The organism is Flavobacterium sp. K77, assembly GCF_021608205.1.
Classification (GTDB): Bacteria; Bacteroidota; Bacteroidia; order Flavobacteriales; family Flavobacteriaceae; genus Flavobacterium; species Flavobacterium turcicum.
This window is the reverse complement of the sequence record NZ_JAKIHO010000002.1, coordinates 99,724-121,369: the sequence shown is the minus strand read 5'-3', so window position 1 is coordinate 121,369 and position 21,646 is coordinate 99,724. Positions and strand designations below refer to the sequence as shown.

The window sequence follows — 21,646 nt, the reverse complement described above, 5'->3', positions numbered from 1 at the left end:
CCCATTTAAAAAACAAAAGTAAAAACGTGTAAGTTGGTATAATTCATTTATCACAAAGAACAAACTAGGCATAAAAAAACCCAAAATCTATAAATAGACTTTGGGCTTATAAAATATCGATTCGAATTAGATTTTGAATCTTTTTCTATCTGTTTCTGTCAAATATATTTTTCTTAGACGAATAGATTTTGGTGTAACCTCAACATATTCATCTTTTTGAATGTATTCTAAAGCTTCCTCTAATGAGAAAATAATTGGAGGAATGATTCTAGCTTTGTCATCATTTCCAGATGAACGTACGTTAGATTGTTTTTTCTCTTTCGTTACGTTTACACACATATCGTCTCCACGAGAGTTTTCACCAATTACCTGACCTTCGTAAATTTCAGCATTTGGTTCTACGAAAAACTTACCACGATCTTGTAATTTATCGATAGAGTAAGGAATTGCTTTTCCTTTTTCCATAGAGATTAATGAACCTTTGTTACGTCCAGCAATTTCTCCTTTGTAAGGCTCATATCCAATAAAACGGTGTGACATAATAGCTTCACCAGCAGTTGCAGTTAACAATTGGTTACGTAAACCAATGATTCCACGAGATGGAATATTGAATTTTACGATCATACGGTCACCTTTGGTTTCCATACTTAACATTTCACCTTTACGTAATGTTACGAACTCAACCGCTCTACCTGATAGATTTTCTGGCAAATCAATAGTTAACTCTTCAATTGGTTCACATTTTTTACCATCAATTTCTTTGATAATAACTTGTGGTTGACCAATTTGTAACTCGTACCCTTCTCTTCTCATTGTTTCAATAAGAACAGACAAGTGCAACACACCACGACCAAAAACCATGAATTTATCAGCAGAATCAGTTTCACCTAACTTCATAGCTAAGTTTTTCTCTAATTCTTTTGTCAAACGCTCTCTAATGTGTCTTGATGTTACAAATTTACCCTCTTTACCAAAGAAAGGAGAGTCATTAATTGTAAACAACATACTCATTGTAGGCTCATCGATATCAATCGTTTTTAATCCTTCTGGGTTTTCATGATCAGCGATAGTATCACCAATTTCAAAACCTTCAACACCAATAATAGCACAGATATCTCCGGCAATAACTTGCTCTACTTTTTTACGACCTAGACCTTCAAAAGTATGCAATTCTTTAATACGAGATTTAGAAATACTTCCGTCTCTTTTTACTAACGAGATTGGCATACCTTCTTTCAAAACACCTCTTTCAAGACGACCAATAGCAATCCGACCTGTAAAAGCAGAGAAATCAAGAGATGTAATCAACATTTGTGGCGTTCCTTCAGAAACTTTTGGTGCTGGTACGTTTTGGATTACCATGTCTAATAATGGCTCAATATTTTGAGTTTGGTTTTCCCAGTGATCAGACATCCAGTTATTTTTAGCTGAACCGTATACGGTAGGGAAATCAAGTTGCCATTCTTCAGCTCCTAATTCAAACATCAAGTCAAAAACTTTTTCATGTACCTCCTCAGGAGTACAGTTTTCTTTATCAACTTTATTGATAACTACACAAGGCTTAAGACCTAAATCAATTGCTTTTTGTAGTACAAAACGGGTTTGCGGCATTGGCCCTTCAAACGCATCTACAAGAAGACATACACCATCTGCCATGTTCAATACACGCTCTACCTCACCACCAAAATCGGCGTGACCAGGAGTGTCAATAATATTGATTTTTGTTCCTTTATAAGTAACCGATACGTTCTTAGAAGTAATAGTGATACCTCTTTCACGCTCTAAATCGTTATTATCAAGAATTAGATCACCTGTGTTTTCGTTGTCACGAAATAGTTGACAGTGATACATAATTTTGTCTACCAAAGTAGTCTTACCGTGATCGACGTGAGCAATAATTGCAATGTTTCTAATAGATTCCATCTGTGATTTTTAATGGGTGCAAAGGTACACTTTATTTTGATATAAAAAATAATTATACAATAGTTTACATATACTTAACTCATTACGAGCAAAAATGAACTGATTAAAGAAATAAGTTGAATGCGAAACTTACTAGTTAATTAATTATTATTTATATTTGAGTAATGAAAAGCAAAACCAACCAAGTCACACTCATTTACATCATCATTTCCCTTTTTGTGGCAATTGTTAGCTACAAAATTGCTTGGCATTGTATTCAACCACAACACCTCTACCTGTACTCGTTTGCTAAAGATTTCGTTTTTATAATACTAACTGGAGTTCTTTTTCGATATATTTTGGTTAAAAATGACAATCGTAATATTGCAATTTTCAAACAGTTAAAAAAAACAAATGACGAAATAAAAGAGTCAAACGAAAAATATGATATTGTAGCCAAAGCAACTAGCGATACGATTTGGGACTGGACTCTTGAAGACGATAATTTTTCATGGAATAAAGGAATTGAATCGGTATTTGGCTACGAGATTAATGAGGTCGGAAACACATCTACTTGGTGGTTCGACAAAATTCATCCTGAAGACAGTATCAAAATGTCGATAAGACTTTACTCTTTCATTGAACAGAAAACTGAAAAATGGCAAGATCAATACCGCTTTAAATGTGCTGACAATACATATAAATACGTATTAGACCGCGGTTTTTTAATTAAGGATGAATCAGGCAAAGTAATCAGAATGATTGGAGCCATTCAAGATATAACCAAACAGAAGGAAGAAGAACAAAGACTCAAACTCTTAGAGACTGTAATTACACAATCAAAAGATTCTGTTTTAATTACTGAAGCAAAATCAGATAAAAATCAAATTCCAAACATTATTTACACGAATCCAGCTTTTAGCCTAATGACAGGATACACAAGCGAAGAAATATTTGGTCAATCACCTGATTTTTTCAATAGTCCAAAATCAGACCTAGAAGCATTACAAACTATTTTAAACGCCATTGACAAAAAAGAAGAATGTTTAATTGAAACAGTAAGCCTCTCTAAAAACAAAGAAGAATATTGGATTCGCCTTTCAATGATACCTATTTTTAACACCGAAAACGAAATATCTCATTGGATTTCTATCCAAAGAGACATTAGTGAAGATAAAAAACGTGAAAAAGAAAAAGAACAATTAATTAGAGAATTAACTCAAAACAATAAAGACTTAAAGCAGTTCTCCTACATTACATCGCACAATTTAAGAGCTCCATTATCCAACCTAACTGGCTTACTCAATTTACTAGAAGACATACCAATTGAAAATCAAGAACTACAAGAAATTCTTGCGGGATTCAGCAAATCTACCCACCAACTAAACGAAACCATCAACGACCTTGTTAAAGTTATCATTATTAAAGATAATCCTTCCATTAAAAAAGAGGACATTCAAATTGCTGAAATATTCGAAAATGTATTCAATCAACTCTCTTTTCAAATTGAATTATACAAGCCAATTATAAAGTTAAACTTTGCAAATGTTTCTATAATAAACACCAACAAAGCATATATTGAAAGTATTTTGTTAAATTTACTTTCAAATTCTATTAAATACAAATCAGAGAACAGAAAATTAAAAATCACAATAGCTTCGCAAAAAACTGACGAAGGCATTTTATTGCTATTTAAAGATAATGGAATTGGTATCGATTTAGAACAACACAGAAACAAAGTATTTGGCTTATATCAAAGATTTCATAATTACCCAGATAGTAAAGGACTTGGTTTATACTTAGTAAAATCGCAAATAGAAACGATGGGAGGATCAATAGAAATTGAGAGCGAAGTAAACAAAGGAACTACGTTTACATTAATATTTAAAAATAAAAACTAATGTTAAATCAAATTTTATGTATTGATGACGACCCCATTACTCTTATGCTATGCAAAAAAGTCATAGCCAAATCTAACTTTTGCCACGAAATCATAACATCATCTAACGGAGAAGATGCACTACAACACTTCGCCACAATGAAAGAAAACATAAGCATTACGCGTCCCGACCTCATTTTTCTTGACCTTAACATGCCTATTATGGGTGGATGGGAATTCCTGAATTTTTTCAAAAAAACAGATTTTTCAGAATTCAAAACAATTAAAGTGGTAGTACTATCATCAACAATTGATCCCGAAGATTTAGAAAAATCAAAGCAATACGAAATGGTTATCGATTTTTTACCAAAACCAATAAGCACACAAATGCTAATCTACCTATCTGATAAAATGGGTTTTTAATTTAGAAAACTAAAATCAACGTACCCAAAACAAAAACGACTTCAATTATTACAAAAAACAAAAAAGCCTCACTTTAGTGAGGCTTTTACTGTATATTCTACATCTAACTATAGTTTTGAAACTAATTTAGTTAACTTAGATTTTAAATTAGAAGCTTTGTTATCATGAATGATATTCTTCTTAGCTAACTTATCAATCATTGAAATTACGCTTGACAATTTAGCACTAGCATCAGATTTATCAGTAGCCAATCTCAACGCCTTGATCGCGTTACGAGTTGTTTTATGTTGGTATCTGTTTAATACTCTTTTCTTTTCGTTACTTCTAATTCTCTTTAGAGCTGATTTATGATTTGCCATTTTATTGCTTTTTTTATCTTTTATTATTTCTTTTAATTAGTCTTTATTAAAGAACTCGAAAGTTATCTTATATTAACAGAGCATCAAGACTCAAAAACCCTGTTTAAACACTAAACTAAGAAAAAGTAGTAGCCCGTAGCGGAATCGAACCGCTCTTACATGGATGAAAACCATGCGTCCTAACCGATAGACGAACGGGCCATTATTCTAATTAAAGTTTAGAAAACTTATTGCAGTAAAAAAATAGTAGCCCGTAGCGGAATCGAACCGCTCTTACATGGATGAAAACCATGCGTCCTAACCGATAGACGAACGGGCCTTGCTTCTCTAATGCGGATGCAAAAATACAACTATTTTTAGAACGCACAATAGGTTCTGCATTTTTTTTTATTTTTTTTTAATACGCCTTCGCAAAGAATACTCTTCCCGCCGATGGCGCACCTGTAAGGACACAAACCCCCTCTTCTTTCTCTTGATCAAGAGGTACGCATCGGATGGTTGCTTTGGTTAAATCTTTTATTTTTTCCTCGGTAGCGGCAGTACCATCCCAATGGGCTGATACAAATCCTCCTTTAGTCTCTAAAATCTCTTTAAATTCATCAAAATTAGAAACTTTTGTAACATGCGTATTTCTATACTCTAACGCTCTATTAAACAAATCAGCTTGAATTTGCGCTAATAAGTCCTGTATGTATACTTCAATACCGTCACTTGCAACAACTGTTTTAGTCAACGTATCGCGACGTGCTACTTCAAAAGTACCATTTTCAAGATCCTTAGGTCCAACTGCTATACGAACTGGAACCCCTTTTAACTCCCATTCTGCAAATTTAAAACCTGGCTTTTGAGTGGTTCTATCGTCAAATTTGACAGTAATATTTAATTTTCTCAATGCCAAAACTAAGCTATCAACAGCTTTTTTGATTGTTGCTAACTGTTCGTCACTTTTGTATATAGGCACAATTACAACTTGAATTGGCGCTAAACTTGGTGGCAAAACCAAACCTTGATCATCTGAATGCGTCATTACTAACGCCCCCATCAATCGTGTTGAAACTCCCCAAGATGTTCCCCAAACATACTCTTGCTTGCCTTCGGCATTAGCAAATTTAACATCAAATGCTTTTGCAAAGTTTTGACCTAAAAAGTGCGATGTACCTGCTTGCAATGCTTTTCCATCTTGCATCAAAGCCTCAATACAGTATGTTTCTTCTGCACCTGCAAAACGCTCTGTTTCTGTTTTTATTCCTTTAACCACAGGAATCGCCATAAAATTTTCAACAAAATCAGCATAAACATTCATCATTTTTTCTGACTCTTCCACCGCCTCCGCTCTTGAGGCGTGTGCTGTATGACCTTCTTGCCATAAAAACTCGGCTGTTCTTAAAAACAAACGTGTTCTCATTTCCCATCGCACTACGTTTGCCCACTGATTAATCAATAGTGGCAAATCTCTATAAGATTGTACCCAACCTTTATAAGTAGACCAAATAATAGCTTCACTAGTTGGTCTAACAATTAATTCTTCCTCTAATTTTGCGTTTGGATCAACGATTAACTTTCCAGGCTTATCTGGATCATTTTTTAATCTATAATGTGTAACCACCGCACATTCTTTTGCAAAACCCTCCGCATTCTTCTCTTCAGCCTCGAACATGCTTTTAGGTACAAACAACGGAAAATATGCGTTTTGATGACCTGTCTCTTTAAACATTCGATCTAATTCAGCTTGCATCTTTTCCCATATTGCATAGCCATAAGGTTTAATAACCATACAACCTCTTACCCCTGAATTTTCGGCTAAATCAGCTTTTACCACCAATTCATTATACCATTTCGAATAATCTTCCGCTCTTGTAGTTATGTTCTTACTCATACTGAATAGTTTGGCACAAATATTGCTCTGTTAATTTAAAATAAATAGTTCAGCAAAACTAACTATTTTTGTAATGTGCAACAATAAAATCTCCATATATATGAAAACTAGTACTCTTACTTTAAAAAATCGTGCGCTGCTATCCTCCATGGGTATTTGGTGCATTTTATTTGCATCTTGTGGCTCATATCAAAACAGCTCTTACTACGATTCAGATGGTATTTATGGCGCAACTTACGAGCGTGCTCCTGAAAGAAAAGTAGTAGTGGATAATAATAGTCCTTACAAAGACTACTTTAGTTCTTTACAAAACAATGATCAAAATGTAACCATTTTTACAGATGTAGACAACTACAATTCATACGATACTGAAAACGACTCTATTTCCAACAACAGCTATCCTGGATGGGGCAGCAATCCTCAAACTGTTGACATAAACATTTACAACAATGGTTGGGGCGCTAATAATTGGGGCTGGAATGGCGGTTTTGGATGGAACAATTGGGGATGGAACAATAATTTCGGTTGGGGTGGCTACCCAGGTTGGGGATGGAACAATTGGGGATGGAACAACAACTTTGGTTGGGGTGGCTATCCTGGCTGGGGATGGAATACAGGTTTTGGATGGAACGCCGGATTTGGGTGGAACAATTGGTACGGAAACAACTGGGGCTATACCACAACATACAACAATCAGGTATATACACGTAACGCAGGACGAAGAGGATCTTACACCACTACCTCTAATAATTCTGGCCGAAGTGTAAACGCTTACAACCGAAGTGCTACTATCAATAATGGACGAAGAAGCGGTGAAACTTTCAACAGAAATGGCGAAACTTTAAATAGAAACAATACCACTAATTTTGGCCGAGGTTCAGCAACAAGATTTAGCAGAACAAACCAAACTGCTACACAAAGTGAATCTCGAAACAATACAGGAACCAATCGTAGAGGCTCCTATAATACTCAAAACCAAAGCGAAACAAGAACATATACACCGTCTAGAACCGAAAATAGTAGTCGATCTTACACTCCTAGCTCAAGCTCTTCAAGAGGTGGAGGTGGCAGCTACGGCGGTGGAGGAGGCGGAAGATCTACTGGAGGCGGAGGTCGTGGTGGTCGTGGTTAAAATGTGTAATGAAACAAAATAGATAAAAACAAATCTTTGATTTAGATGAAAAAATATTTTTTAGTAGCAGTTTTTGGTCTCACCGCAATTGCTACGCAGGCACAAGAAGTAGGAGATGCATTGCGCTACTCTCAAGACAATCTTACAGGAACAGCTCGATTTAGAGCGATGAGCGGAGCATTTGGAGCACTAGGAGGTGATTTATCTTCCTTAAATGTAAATCCTGCTGGGTCAGCAATATTTGCGAATAATCAAATGACTGTAACACTAAGCAACTTCAATAGCAAAAATAATTCTACGTATTTTGGCCAAACCAACTCCGAGAACACCAATACTTTCGACTTGAATCAAGCTGGAGCGGTTTTTATTTTTGGATCAAAAAATAATGACAATTGGAAAAAAATTGCATTGGGTGTTAATTACGAAAATACAAATAATTTTGACAATGGTGTTTTTTCAGCTGGAACCAATCCAACCAATTCGATAGATCAATATTTCTTAGCCTTTGCCAACAGAGGCAACAATGGAGCTCCTGTACCACAGCAATTTGTTAACAGAGAGCCAGGTGAAACAATAAGTGATTTGTACTCTTTTCTAGGAAGCAACTTACCGAACAATCAATTTCCTGGACTAAATGGTTTTGATGCACAACAAGCATTTCTTGGTTTCCAGGGTTTTTTATTGGATGCCGTTGATGAAAACAATGAAAATTCCGCTTATGTATCAAACGTTCCTGGAGGTGGAAATTATTTCCAAACCAACGAAGTATACAGTACAGGATACAATGGTAAATTATCTTTTAATTTATCCACCTCTTACAAAGATAAATTCTATTTTGGATTGAATCTGAATTCACACTTTACAGATTACACCAGATCATCCTCATTTACAGAAAGTAACAATGCACCTTTATCTAGTAATTATACCGTTTCAAGATTACGCTTCAACAACGACTTAAATACCTATGGAACTGGATTTTCATTTCAACTTGGAGCCATAGCAAAACTGAGCAACGAGGTTCGTGTAGGGCTATCATACGAATCTTCTACGTGGTATAATTTAACTGATGAATTATCTCAAAGTTTAACGGTAGTAAGCGCAAATACAAGTGGTGAATTGCCTGCTGACATTATTGCACCGCAAGTGATCAATGTATACGAACCTTATAAATTGCAAACTCCAAGTAAACTAACTGGTAGTTTCGCCTATGTATTTGGTAAAAAAGGGTTAATCAGTATTGATTATGCCTTAAAAAGCTATTGTACAGCCAAATTTAAACCTGCCAATGATTTATTTTTTAATTCATTAAATAACGAAATCAGCAATACACTTGACACTAGTGGAGAACTCCGTATTGGAGGCGAGTACAAAATAGAACGTTTGAGCGTAAGAGGTGGTTATCGTTACGAACAAAGTCCTTATGTTGACAATACTACTATTGGTAACCTTAATGGATTTTCGGGTGGTTTAGGATATAATTTCGGATCAACTAAAGTCGATTTATCTTATGCTTACGCCAAAAGAAATACACAGCAAGGTTTTTTCAACCAAGGGTTTACAGATGGTGCTAGTGTAGATGGGATAAACAATACCGTTTCGCTAACATTATTATTCGAATTATAAAAAAGATCTATTTTATAAATGAAATCCGTTTCAGTTACTGAAACGGATTTTTTTTTTAAACCAAACATAATCGTAATGAGATCCTTGTTTTTAGGATAACATCTAAAAATGAAAAAAACAGTAAAAAATAGCTGTTTGAATAAAAAAGTGTAATTTTGCAAAATTCCTAAAATATCAGGATTCTAATGTTATGAGAACGAAATCTTTAAAAAAGAACAAAATAAACGTAATTACCCTTGGGTGTTCAAAAAATGTGTATGATAGTGAAGTCCTTATGGGGCAACTTCGCGCTAATGGAAAAGAAGTAACACATGAGGCTACAGCAGCCGACGAAGGCAATATTATCGTGATTAACACTTGTGGTTTTATTGATAATGCAAAAGCAGAATCGGTTAATATGATTTTGGAATATGCCGATAAAAAAGAAAAAGGATTGGTAGACAAGGTATTTGTAACCGGATGTCTTTCTGAAAGATACCGCCCTGATTTAGAAAAAGAAATCCCAAATGTGGATCAATTTTTTGGAACAACGGAACTACCTCAATTACTTAAAGCACTTGGCGCCGATTACAAACATGAATTACTTGGAGAACGATTAACTACTACTCCAAAAAATTATGCCTATTTAAAAATTTCAGAAGGATGTGATAGACCTTGTAGTTTTTGCGCTATTCCATTAATGCGCGGAAAAAATGTTTCACAAACCATTGAAAAACTAGTTAAAGAAGCAGAAGGATTGGCTAGAGACGGCGTTAAAGAATTGATTTTAATAGCACAAGATTTAACTTATTACGGTCTAGATTTATACAAAAAAAGAGCTTTAGGCGATTTACTTGAAGCGCTTGTTAAAGTAGAAGGAATTGAGTGGATTCGTTTGCATTACGCCTTCCCTACTGGATTTCCGATGGAGGTTTTGGAAATCATGAAACGAGAACCAAAAATTTGTAACTATATTGATATTCCTTTGCAGCATATCGCAGATTCGGTTTTAAAATCAATGCGAAGAGGAACTACACGAGAAAAAACTACTAAACTACTAAAAGACTTTCGTGCAGCCGTGCCAGGAATGGCTATCCGAACAACATTAATTGTAGGATATCCAGGAGAAACTCAAGAAGACTTCAATATTTTGAAAGAATTTGTTCAAGAAATGAAATTTGACAGAATGGGTTGTTTTGCTTATTCACATGAAGAAAACACACACGCCTACTTACTTGAGGATGACGTTCCTGATCAAGTAAAACAAGATCGCGCTAACGAAATTATGGAATTACAATCGCAAATTTCTTGGGACTTAAATCAGGAAAAAATCGGTCAAACTTACAAATGTATCATTGACAGAAAAGAAGGCGCTCACTTTGTAGGCCGAACTGAATTTGACAGTCCTGATGTAGATAACGAAGTATTAATTGATGCATCTAAACACTATTTAAAAACAGGGGAATTCGCGATGATAAAAATCACCGATGCCACTGAATTTGATTTATATGGCGAACCAGCATAATGTTTATCTATTAAAAACAACTTATATGAAAGCAGTCTTTTACGGAATCGCATTAGTTACAACCTTATTTTTTTCGAACGAAATTTCAGCCCAATACGGGTACGGAAATGGGTATGGAAACGGCTACGGCATGAACAGACGTATGGCCGGTGGGATGGACCAACCCAGACAACCAGACAAACCGAAAGAAATCCCTGTGGAGGTTACCGTATCAAAAATCATGGAACGTTTAACTCCAGATCTTTCATTAGATGAGCTGCAAGCTATTGCTATAAGCAACATCGTTACCGAAAGCATAAAAGAACAAGGTGTTTTGCTTAAAGCTGAAGTTTCGCAAGAAGAGAAAGCAAACAACATTAAGGTTCTTTCTGAAACTACTAATCGAAAAATAAACGACTTGCTTAACGCTGACCAAAAAGAAAAATTCAAAGTGCTAAACAGTCAGCCTCAAGGTGCAAAAAAAGCCAAAAATAAAAAGAAAGCAGAGCAAAATTAATTCTGCAATCTAACAATAAGTTTGTTCAACATGAAAATTACCCTGTATTATTTCCTTTTGCTAGTGCTGTTTTTTTCTTGCGCACCGAAACCTTTTCCTGCCAACGAAAAAACATATGACACAAATTTAACAGCTCTAAAGGAAACCATTTCAAATAAAGAACCGCAGCCGTTGCCCGTGATTCCTTTTGTACCAATTCCGATTGATACACTATACACGCAGCAACTTCATACTTACAAGGATACTCTGTTTAAAATGAATGCAGCTAATTTGCAAAATGGCATTAATACAGAATGGATTAGCTCGGTAAACTTTAATCTGCGCAAACCTAATTTTGTAATTATTCATCATACGGCACAAGATTCGCTGCCGCAAACAATTAAAACTTTTACAAAAACTACTACACAAGTAAGTGCACATTATGTAATTGGAGACGACGGAAAAGTGGTTCAAATGCTTAATGATTATTTAAGAGCGTGGCATGCCGGAAATGGCTCTTGGGGCAAGAACACCGATTTAAACTCTTGTTCAATTGGCATTGAACTAGACAATAACGGTACAGAACCTTTCTCTGAGATGCAAATCAATAGTTTACTAGCGCTATTGACCAAACTAAAAAAAGACTATAACATACCGCAACAAAATTTTATTGGTCATGCCGATATAGCACCCACTCGAAAAAAAGATCCAAGCGCTTTATTTCCTTGGAAAATTTTAGCTGAAAAAGGTTTTGGGTTATGGCCAGATGAGTTTTTAATGACAGCTCCAATCGATTTCAATCCTGAATTAGGACTGCGATTAATAGGCTATGATACTAAAAATTTGGCCGCCGCAGTAACAGCGTTTAAATTGCATTACATACAAAACGAAGTCAATAACTTTTTGGATCCAAAAACAATAAACACCATCTACTCCATCTACAAGCAACAATAAAAAGGAAATCGTGTTTTTTTAAACAAAAAAAAACTGCCAAGAATAGTTTCCTTGGCAGTTTAAAAAAAAAAAAAAAATTAGAACGTATAAGTTGTAGCTAGCAGAGCGTATGCTGTAAGTCCCTTTGGAGCAGCAGCACTATTTGTAAATATATCTTCTGATGCAGTATCTACTCTAAACTCAGGAATAATAGTTAAGTTACCTACTTTGTAATTCAGCGATAAAGTATTCCCAACTACTGAAGTACCTGATAATAATCCTAGTGCCGGCGTAGCATCTTTTGCATCTAAATACTCCAATCTATAAGCCAGATTTAGTGATTCTTTCAATGAAACCGTTGCGTAGCCTACCAATGAAAACCATTCACCGTCCAAATCATTATCCAAATCGTCATTTGTCATTGCATACGTTCCGTTAAATCCAAGAGAAAAAGAATCACTTACTTTTTTTGTACCCACAAAATCAAATTGCGTTTTATTTTCAGTAGATGAAGGATTACTACTGCCAGATGTTACATTAAAAAAGACACTGCCTGTATCTCCTGCATAAGCCAATTGGCCAATAAATGTTTTTTGAGACGAACCCGCTTCAATAGCAGTTTTAAAATCAGTTGGATTTGAGACTCCCGCCATGAAACTAAATTTACCAGAGGTATATTGGGCTTTTATACCCGTATTAAAGAACGGACCGTATGTAAATGCGTACGACATACTATAGTTTTTATTATCAACTGCATCTACCAATTCGTAACCCAAATGAGTTCCAAAACTACCCGCAGTAACTTTAAACTTATCTGAAAATTCATAAGTAAAATTTAATTGTTTAATCATAAAACTAGTCGCCTCGTCATTATAAGTAAACTGTGCTGCTCTGTTACCAAAACCTAAGTCTACAAAAACTGAGGCCTTTCCCATTTTATGAGAAGCTTCAATAGAGGCCATTCCGAGTTCAAAAGAATTATGTGAATTTGTAAAGCTTGTTAAACTGTTGTCTACCTTGGCAAAATCATATTTGTAATAAGCATCTGCAGAACCAGCAAAAGTTGTTGCAGGTGTAGTAGTGATTTCTTGTGCAAAACAAGATAAGGATATAAATAACGAAGCAATAATTGTGATTAGTTTTTTCATTTTTAGTTGGTTTTAATTAGTAATCAAGATTGGTAATCTTATGGATATGTTACTGCTATTACTGTCGCGAACCAATAGCAAAAAAGTATAAAAAAGAAAATAGTTCGATGCTATCTACTTGTGTTTTATGCTTTTATTTGAAGCGAATTTATTAACTTTTATTTACCAATAATTACGAATTAGAAGTTTTTTGACTGTCGGTATAGCAGAATTATGAATAACAGAAAATGAATAAAAATAAATAAGTATTCCCTATTTTAAAGTTTGTATTTTAAAAAATCAATAATTAATTTTTGTAGAAATACCCCCTTAAAATTCACGAAAAGATGTTTTAAAAATTAAAAAATTAAAATAAATAGATAATTTATTGTTTACAGAAACACAAACCCCTCTTAAAAATAGGGTCTATTAAAAATTGATAAAAATATGAATAATCTAAAATAAAAAGAAAAATCACCACTATATCACTAAAGCAATTAATAAAAGACTCTTTACCTTTTTAGACTTTTATGAAAAGTTTAAAACAAAATAACTTCTCATTTTGTACTTTTATATAATGAAAAATCACTCATACAAAATACTCTTTTCGCTCCTGTTTTTTTGCTTTGCAACAGCGTGGCTTGCGAACAATTATGGTGATAGCACGAGTGATAAAAACAGATCCGAACAATCCGAAAAAAGTATAGAAGATAAATCTATTGAAGAAAAAGATAAAACTTACATCATTGATAGTAATCTGAAAAATCATTTTCAAATCACATTTCAAGAAGAAAAAACAAACCATTTAATTTACTATGATTTTAGTATCAAAGAATGGTCAGCGATAACAGAATCGCCACCTCCAAAAACATTGCAGCACTTGACAATGGCTACAAAGAATTCTTAATTTTAAAAAAATAAAAAAATGAAATATTTATATACCGCAGCACTACTAGCCGTTACGGCAATTAATTTTGCACAAACACATGAATTTATAAAACACAATGGCGAAAAACTTGAAGTAAATTATATCAAAACTGAAGAAAAATTGGTGCACTACTCTATACCAAACAGTGCTGAAGAAAAAACAATTAGCATGCTTGCACTAGCTCAAATACAAGACAACAACAAAAGCAATAGTAAAATTGTTACTGATAAGGTACATATTGAGAGTGCTTCTGATTACCGCAAAGTACAATCTGTAAGACTACAAGAAACGAGCGGACTTAAAAAAATAGGGAATGTTTCTAGTTTTTTGGGACAAGCAAAAGGTGAAACAAACCGAGCCTTTACAGATAACGCTCTTAAAAGACTCCAACAATTAGCTGCTAAAAAAGGTGCTCCTTTTATGGTCATTACATCCAATAAACCTCAAAACCTAAAAGCCGATTTATACTCTTACTAAATACAACAGTTCGAACTAAATATAAAAAAGCCGAAAAATAGAACTACACGATCTATTTTCGGCTTTTGTAATTACTGACATAAACGATTTAGCCTATAACTATGGATTTTACATTGAGGAACTCTTTCAATCCTATTGTTCCAAGTTCTCTTCCATAACCTGATTTTTTGATTCCACCAAAGGCTATTTGTGAATCAGATCGTACTAAAGAATTTATAAAGACTGATCCCGCTTCAATTTTTCTGGCTAATTGCTGTGCTTTTTCTACATCTTCTGACCAAATAGCTGCCGCCAAGCCATATCGGTGCTGATTTGCGAGAGCAATTGCCTCGTCTTCATTTTTTGCACGAACAATTGCAGCTACAGGTCCAAATGTTTCTTCTCTAAAGGCGATGTTATTTTCCTGAACATGATCTATAATTGTTGGCTGAAAATTACATTGTTCTCGCTCACCTCCTAAAAGTAATTGAGCACCTTGATCTAAAGAAGTTTTTAATTGTACTTCCAGTTTTTCTGCCAAATCGATGCGAGCCAAAGACCCCATTTGATTTTTAGTATCCAGTGGATTGCCTTGCTGTATCTTTTTAACCTTTTCTACAAAAAGAGAAATAAAATCAGTTGCAATCGCATCCGTAATAATAAATCTTTTAGCACAAATACAAGCTTGCCCTGCATTGCCCATTCTAGATTGTGCAGCTACTGTAGCAGCGGCTTCTAAGTTAGCATCATCTAAAACAATAAAAGCATCAGAACCACCAAGTTCTAAAACTGATTTTTTAATATATTTACCTGCCAACGACGCAACAGCAGCTCCAGCGCCCTCACTTCCGGTCAAGGTAACACCACATACGATACTTGATTCAATTACTTCCTCTACTTGCGGCACATCAATAGTGAGCTCTTGAAAAACACCTTCAGGAAAACCAGCCTCAAGAAACAATCGCTCTATTGCCTTAGCACATCCCATTACATTTGGTGCATGCTTCAACAATGTAACATTTCCAGCCATTATTGTGGGAGCTGCATATCTAAATACTTGCCAAAAAGGATAATTCCATGGCATAATTGCAAAAACGGCACCTAAAGGATCGTAGACAGTTTTGCTACTAAATCTAGTTGCGTTGATTTCTTCTTTTAATAATTGCTCTGCATGTTCTGCATAATATTCGCAATTCAGTGCTGATTTTTCGATTTCGGCCTCACTTTCAGCTAAAACCTTTCCCATTTCGGAAGTAATAAGCAGCGCTAGTTCGGTTTTGTTTAACCGAAGTAAATCAGCTAGTCGTTTCATTTTGAGCGCTCGCTCTTGAAAAGAAGTTATTTTCCAATGATGAAAAGCATTATCTGCTAGATTTATTTTTTGATGGAGTTGCGTAGTAGTTAAAATAGAATGAGTCGCAACGATCTCCTGGGTATAAGGATTGATTGATTTGAAAATCATACAAGTATTTTTTCTCGTAAATTTAAGTCTAATTTATAAAACAAAAACCCAACAAAAACATAAATACTACCTGTAAAAGCTTATTCTAGTTACTTGCAGATTGCGTACAATCAGCAAAAATCGAGTCAAGAATATCAAATACTTTTTCTTTTTGAAGTGGTTTAGAAATGTAAGAAGTAAATCCAAACTGCATGATTTTCTCCTTATCTTCAACAGAAGAGTAAGCAGTGTGTGCAATAACTGGCAAATCAGGTCGATTCATTCTAATTTGTTCAAATGCTTCATAACCATTAAGTACCGGCATTTTCAAGTCCATAAAAACTAAACTAATGTCTTTATATTCGAGGCACATCGTAACAGCTTCTTGCCCATTTTTAGCACGAAGAACAGTATATTTTTTGTGTTGAATTAATTTTTTCAATAAGAGATAATTTACATTATCATCTTCGGCTACTAAAATTACTTCGTCATCACTATGTTCTACTAAAGCAGGAACTTTTAAAGGCTCAATCGGTGCTAGATTTTCATCAAGTACCAATGGAATAGTAAAAGAAAAAATAGACCCTTTCCCTACAGCAGATTTTACTGCTATTTTACCTCCCAACATTTCTACGTAAGCTTTGGTGATCGAAAGCCCAAGACCTAATCCTGTTAATTCTGGAGATATTGTAGCTTCAATTTGGCGAAATCGATCAAAAATTACTTTAAGGTAATCTTTGCTTATACCATTGCCAGTATCTTCGACAGTGAATTCTAAAACACCTTTCTTTTTATGTACCGAATAACCAAAATTGATAGAACCTGACTCAGTAAATTTAACCGCATTAGTAATCAAATTGATCAGTATTTGCTTGAGTTTGGTCTCGTCTGTTAGGACTTTTTGGTTTAATGGTTTCGAAGCTTCTTTTATGTAAAAATCTATTTCTTTTGATGGCGGAATGGTTACTTTTAAAGAAGAATACAACTCTTTAATACAAACTTCAAGATCTATAGGTGCATAATTGGGAACTATTTGATTGGCATCAATTTTAGACATTTCAATTAAATCTTCAATAATAGAAACTAAGTTTGAACCACTGTCCTTGATGATTTTTAGATACTGTTTTTTCTCCTTTTCCGATAAACTGTCATCCTCTAGTAAGTCACTGAACCCCATAATTGCATTCATTGGAGTACGAATTTCGTGTGACAAATTTGCAAGGAAAGACGATTTTAGTGTATCGCTTTCTTCCGCTTTTCGTTTCGCTTTTTCTAATTGTTTGTGTTGGGTATTATTTTCTTCAAATAAATTACCAATATAGCCAAATTCACCTTGTACTTTTTTCAAGGCAGTAATTGCAGGTTGATTGGTGGTTTCTAAGATGCTTTTAACTAGTTTCAAAGGGTCATATACCCATTTTTTTGTACAAATTACATAAATTAAAATATTCAGTAACGATACTAATAACACTACAAACAATATTTCTTTTGTATTTTTATAATTAAGGGTAAACGGTCGTTTAAAAAGTAACTTGCTTGTAGTTTGATTTTTCCAATCTTTCAAATCCACACCTACCACAATAAAATTGTCCTCTTTTTCGAGTAGATGTTGAGAGTTTACAGAGACAACTTCTGAACTACTAATTCGTCCTAGAGAAGTAAAAAAAGCTTGGTCTAATAATCTGGCAATAATAAAATAACCCTCAGGTTTTGTTTTGTTCTTTTTCGGATCAGAAGCGGGATGAATCGTGGCAGAAAACACCTCAACAATACCTTCTGGCACCGACAAATAAAAGCGTTTCAACCTCGATTTATGTATTGATTTTAAAATTTCTGCTGAAATTTTAATCCCATTTTTCAATTTCTTTGTTGCTATTTTATTGATTAACTTTGTGTCTAACCCATAAATTCCAACATAATCAGCTTCGTAAGCTTCAAACTCTCTAACTATATTTTGCTGAAACCATCGCTCTTCTTTAGACTTTGTAAATTGAACTAATTCATCCCAATAGGTAACATCAATAATAGTAGCAGTTGTTATTTTTGAATTTAAACGAAAGAGTGATTTGACTTCTTTTTCATATTGTGTATAAGTACTGTCGTAAAAATGTCGCTCTTCTTGTACAGTGTAGAGATAAAGTGTAATGTATATAAACACAAAAAAAAGTGTTGTTGATGCAATCAACAATATTAACTTTGAGTAAGTATTCAAATGAAAAAATTTATTCATAGATTAGGAAAACCATTACAGTAAACTGATAAAACTGTATTTTTTTGTAAGATATATCACTTTTTTCAAAGCGTGCAAGTTAGCGCTTTTTGTGTTAAAAAAAAATAACTTTTGATTTTAAAAAAAAACTAGTCCTAAATAACCTATTCCACATCAATACGATAGCAAAACCCTAGCAATAGTTGAGGGTCACAAGACAAGGCTATTTTTTAATTTTTAGATGAAATAAAAAAATCCTCATTAAAAACCAGCATACTTCAGCAAGTAAACTGGTTTTTAATGAGGAGAATCTTCTTGTTACCCCGCCAAATAAATTATCTAGAGCGGAATATTGCCGTGCTTTCTGTTAGGTAATACCACCTCTTTTGTTTCAAGCATACTAAAAGCTTTTAACAACTTTCGTCTTGTATCTTGAGGATGAATGACCTCATCAATAAATCCGCGTTGCGCTGCTGTATATGGGTTTGCAAACAAATTAGCGTACTCTGCTTCTTTTTCAAGCAATTTTGCGTCGTGATCAGCGGCTTCGTTTATTTCCTTTTTAAAGATAATTTCCGAGGCGCCTTTTGCTCCCATAACTGCGATTTCGGCAGTAGGCCAAGCAAAATTCATATCGGCTCCAATGTGTTTAGAATTCATTACATCATAAGCACCACCATAAGCTTTTCTAGTAATGACAGTAACCTTAGGCACTGTAGCTTCACTTAAGGCATACAACAGTTTGGCACCATGAATAATGATACCGTTCCACTCTTGATCTGTTCCAGGTAAAAAACCAGGTACATCTACAAGCACAAGTAATGGAATGTTAAATGCATCACAGAAACGAGTAAAACGCGCTGCTTTTTTAGAACTGTTCACATCTAAACAACCTGCCAAAACCATAGGTTGATTGGCAATAATACCAATACTTTTTCCACCTAATCGTGCAAATCCAACTATAATATTTTCAGCATAATTTTTATGAATTTCAAAAAACGAATCGGCATCAATTACCCCTTTTATTACCTCATGCATATCATAAGGTTTGTTGGGATTATCTGGAATAATTTGCTCTAATTGTTCACGTAATTCCGTATCCAATTGATATGGTAAATCAGCTGCTTTTTCTTTATTACTTTGAGGCAAATAACTTAACAAACGCTTCAAATCATCCAAACATTGCACATCATTTGTAGAGGTGATGTGTGCCACACCAGATTTGGTTGAATGCGTACTTGCACCACCTAATTCTTCTGAAGTTACTGTTTCGTTTGTAACCGTTTTAACTACATTTGGACCGGTAACGAACATATAACTCGTATCCTCGACCATCATGGTAAAATCAGTCATTGCGGGAGAATATACCGCACCACCAGCGCAAGGTCCCATGATAGCCGATATTTGTGGGATAACACCACTTGCTTGTACATTACGGTAAAAAATGTCAGCATAACCACCCAAAGAGCGAACACCTTCTTGAATTCGAGCACCACCAGAATCATTTAAACCAATCATAGGTACGCTCATTTTAACTGCCATATCCATAATTTTACAAATTTTCTCGGCTTGTGTTTCTGACAAAGAACCTCCAAAAACAGTAAAGTCTTGAGCAAAAACGCATACCAATCGGCCATTAATGGTACCATAGCCCGTAATTACACCGTCACCGTAATACTGCTCTTTTTCCATTCCAAAATCGGTAGTACGATGCGTAACAAGCATCCCAATTTCTTCAAATGAACCTTCGTCAAGCAAATATTCTACGCGCTCTCTTGCTGTTAGCTTTTTGTTAGCGTGTTGTTTGGCAATTCTGTTTTTACCTCCACCCAAATGCGCTTCGGCTATTTTATCGTTTAAAATTTTTATTTTGTCTTTCATCTTTATCTTTTTTAGCTAGAACTAATATTTCTTCTTTAATAACAAAAGAAAATTTAGTTCGGCAATCGTACCATTTTTTGATCTTCAAAATACTGTTTCAAAGCTACCAAGGCTGCAATTTGAGCTTCTTTTTGAGTTTGATCTTTTAACTTTTCAGGACTGTAATATTTTTTAACAAAATGAGTATCAAAATCACCCGAACGGAAAGCTTCATGCTCAAAAACAAATTTCCCAAATGGCAAGGTAGTCTCGACTCCTTTAACTTGATAATCGGCTATGGCTTTGATCATAATTTGGATAGCTTCTTCACGAGTTTTACCGTAAGTGATTAGTTTAGCCAACATGGGATCATAATAAATAGGAATATCCATACCCTGTTCAAAACCATTATCAACACGTACACCTTCGCCTTCAGGCAATTGATATATCTCTAAATTTCCTACGCTTGGCAAAAAGTCATTCAAAGGATCTTCAGCATATACACGCAACTCCATGGCATGACCTAAAATTTTTAAATCTTCTTGTTTCATAGCCAAAGCCTCGCCACGAGCTACTTTTATTTGAAGTTCAACTAAATCAGTGCCCGAGATCAATTCTGTAACCGGATGCTCTACTTGCAAACGCGTATTCATTTCAAGGAAATAGAAATTTAGGTTTTCATCCAATAAAAACTCGACTGTTCCTGCACCCAAATAATCACAAGATTTGGCTACTAAAACAGCCGCTTCTCCCATTCTTTTTCGCAATTCAGACGTTAATACTGATGAAGGAGCTTCTTCAATTACTTTTTGATGACGGCGCTGAATGCTACACTCTCTTTCAAAAAAGTACAATACATTGCCATGACTGTCTGCCATGATTTGAATTTCGATATGTCGCGGTGAGCCTACGTATTTTTCGATAAAAACAGAACCATCACCAAAAGCCGCTACTGCCTCACTGATAGCACGATCCATCTGTGATTCGAAGTCGGATTCTTGTTCTACCACGCGCATCCCTTTTCCTCCGCCACCTGCAGAGGCTTTGATTAAAATAGGAAACCCAATTTCTTGAGCCACTAATTTGGCTTTTTCAACATCGGTAATAGCTTGATCATATCCTGGCACCATGGGGATATTGTATTGTTTAACAGCCTCTTTAGCCGCTAATTTACTTCCCATTACATGAATGGCTTTTGATTTTGGACCAATGAATATGATATTATTTTTTTCGCACTCTTCAGCAAAATCAGCATTTTCACTCAAAAATCCATATCCTGGGTGAATAGCATCTACTTGAAGTGACAATGCTACTTCAATAATTTTATTTCCCAATAAATAAGACTCACTTGAAGGCGCAGCGCCAATACAAACGGCTTCGTCAGCAAACTTAACATGAGGTGCATTACGATCTATGGTAGAATATACAGCTACTGTTTTTATGCCCATTTTTTGTGCGGTTTTCATCACTCTAATAGCAATTTCACCTCGATTGGCAACTAGTATTTTTTTCATTTTTT

General features: G+C 34.8%; 17 protein-coding genes and 2 tRNA genes. 9 read left to right on the top strand and 10 right to left on the bottom strand.

The window, feature by feature from the left end:
• Positions 1–126: 126 nt before the first annotated feature.
• Positions 127–1,923: a translational GTPase TypA gene (typA, locus tag L1S34_RS06210; protein WP_210788609.1), complete on the bottom strand. Its 1,797-nt coding sequence runs from the start codon at positions 1,921–1,923 to the stop codon at positions 127–129.
• A gap of 164 nt (positions 1,924–2,087) precedes the next feature.
• Here typA and L1S34_RS06205 point away from each other — a divergent pair, with 164 nt between their 5' ends.
• A complete protein-coding gene (locus tag L1S34_RS06205) occupies positions 2,088–3,803 on the top strand; it encodes a PAS domain-containing sensor histidine kinase (RefSeq protein ID WP_236363277.1) in 1,716 nt (571 codons plus the stop codon).
• On the top strand, positions 3,803–4,204 hold the full coding sequence (locus L1S34_RS06200) for a response regulator (protein WP_166135011.1): 402 nt from the start codon (positions 3,803–3,805) through the stop codon (positions 4,202–4,204). The genes L1S34_RS06205 and L1S34_RS06200 overlap by 1 nt, the downstream gene beginning before the upstream one ends.
• 107 nt (positions 4,205–4,311) lie before the next feature.
• Here the strand turns inward: L1S34_RS06200 and rpsT are convergent, their stop codons facing one another.
• From rpsT to proS, 4 genes are all read right to left on the bottom strand, one after another.
• A complete protein-coding gene (rpsT, locus tag L1S34_RS06195) occupies positions 4,312–4,563 on the bottom strand; it encodes a 30S ribosomal protein S20 (protein ID WP_166135008.1) in 252 nt (83 codons plus the stop codon).
• 129 nt (positions 4,564–4,692) lie between these two features.
• Positions 4,693–4,764 (bottom strand) — tRNA-Glu (locus L1S34_RS06190).
• A gap of 46 nt (positions 4,765–4,810) precedes the next feature.
• Positions 4,811–4,882: transfer RNA gene (locus tag L1S34_RS06185), tRNA-Glu, on the bottom strand.
• A 78-nt stretch (positions 4,883–4,960) separates the two neighbouring features.
• Positions 4,961–6,439, bottom strand: a complete 1,479-nt coding sequence (gene proS / locus L1S34_RS06180; RefSeq protein ID WP_236363276.1) for a proline--tRNA ligase — start codon at positions 6,437–6,439, stop codon at positions 4,961–4,963.
• Between the two features lie 100 nt (positions 6,440–6,539).
• Here proS and L1S34_RS06175 point away from each other — a divergent pair, with 100 nt between their 5' ends.
• From L1S34_RS06175 to L1S34_RS06155, 5 genes are all read left to right on the top strand, one after another.
• The gene (locus L1S34_RS06175; protein ID WP_236363275.1) at positions 6,540–7,571 is read left to right on the top strand and encodes a hypothetical protein; all 1,032 of its coding nucleotides are present in this window, start codon (positions 6,540–6,542) and stop codon (positions 7,569–7,571) included.
• A 45-nt stretch (positions 7,572–7,616) separates the two neighbouring features.
• Positions 7,617–9,194, top strand: a complete 1,578-nt coding sequence (locus L1S34_RS06170) for an OmpP1/FadL family transporter (protein ID WP_166134999.1) — start codon at positions 7,617–7,619, stop codon at positions 9,192–9,194.
• 190 nt (positions 9,195–9,384) lie between these two features.
• Positions 9,385–10,698, top strand: a complete 1,314-nt coding sequence (gene rimO / locus L1S34_RS06165; RefSeq protein ID WP_236363274.1) for a 30S ribosomal protein S12 methylthiotransferase RimO — start codon at positions 9,385–9,387, stop codon at positions 10,696–10,698.
• Between the two features lie 25 nt (positions 10,699–10,723).
• Positions 10,724–11,194 (top strand): hypothetical protein, encoded by a 471-nt coding sequence (locus tag L1S34_RS06160; protein ID WP_236363273.1) that lies wholly within the window; start codon positions 10,724–10,726, stop codon positions 11,192–11,194.
• A gap of 30 nt (positions 11,195–11,224) precedes the next feature.
• Positions 11,225–12,127: an N-acetylmuramoyl-L-alanine amidase gene (locus L1S34_RS06155; RefSeq protein WP_236363272.1), complete on the top strand. Its 903-nt coding sequence runs from the start codon at positions 11,225–11,227 to the stop codon at positions 12,125–12,127.
• Between the two features lie 77 nt (positions 12,128–12,204).
• Here the strand turns inward: L1S34_RS06155 and L1S34_RS06150 are convergent, their stop codons facing one another.
• On the bottom strand, positions 12,205–13,254 hold the full coding sequence (locus L1S34_RS06150; RefSeq protein ID WP_236363271.1) for an outer membrane beta-barrel protein: 1,050 nt from the start codon (positions 13,252–13,254) through the stop codon (positions 12,205–12,207).
• A 556-nt stretch (positions 13,255–13,810) separates the two neighbouring features.
• On the opposite strand from L1S34_RS06150, the gene L1S34_RS06145 reads away from it, so the two are divergent.
• Positions 13,811–14,140: a hypothetical protein gene (locus tag L1S34_RS06145; protein ID WP_236363270.1), complete on the top strand. Its 330-nt coding sequence runs from the start codon at positions 13,811–13,813 to the stop codon at positions 14,138–14,140.
• 18 nt (positions 14,141–14,158) lie between these two features.
• Entirely contained in the window at positions 14,159–14,638 is a 480-nt protein-coding gene (locus L1S34_RS06140; RefSeq protein WP_236363269.1) for a hypothetical protein, read from the top strand.
• A gap of 88 nt (positions 14,639–14,726) precedes the next feature.
• Here the strand turns inward: L1S34_RS06140 and L1S34_RS06135 are convergent, their stop codons facing one another.
• The 4 genes from L1S34_RS06135 to accC form a co-directional block, all read right to left on the bottom strand.
• Entirely contained in the window at positions 14,727–16,079 is a 1,353-nt protein-coding gene (locus L1S34_RS06135) for an NAD-dependent succinate-semialdehyde dehydrogenase (RefSeq protein WP_236363268.1), read from the bottom strand.
• A gap of 85 nt (positions 16,080–16,164) precedes the next feature.
• Entirely contained in the window at positions 16,165–18,288 is a 2,124-nt protein-coding gene (locus L1S34_RS06130; protein WP_236363267.1) for an ATP-binding protein, read from the bottom strand.
• Positions 18,289–18,606: 318 nt separating this feature from the next.
• Positions 18,607–20,148 carry an acyl-CoA carboxylase subunit beta gene (locus tag L1S34_RS06125; RefSeq protein WP_236363266.1) on the bottom strand — a complete coding sequence of 514 codons (1,542 nt, stop codon included), beginning with the start codon at positions 20,146–20,148 and terminating at the stop codon, positions 18,607–18,609.
• A gap of 53 nt (positions 20,149–20,201) precedes the next feature.
• The gene (accC, locus tag L1S34_RS06120) at positions 20,202–21,641 is read right to left on the bottom strand and encodes an acetyl-CoA carboxylase biotin carboxylase subunit (protein ID WP_236363265.1); all 1,440 of its coding nucleotides are present in this window, start codon (positions 21,639–21,641) and stop codon (positions 20,202–20,204) included.
• Positions 21,642–21,646: the final 5 nt, after the last annotated feature.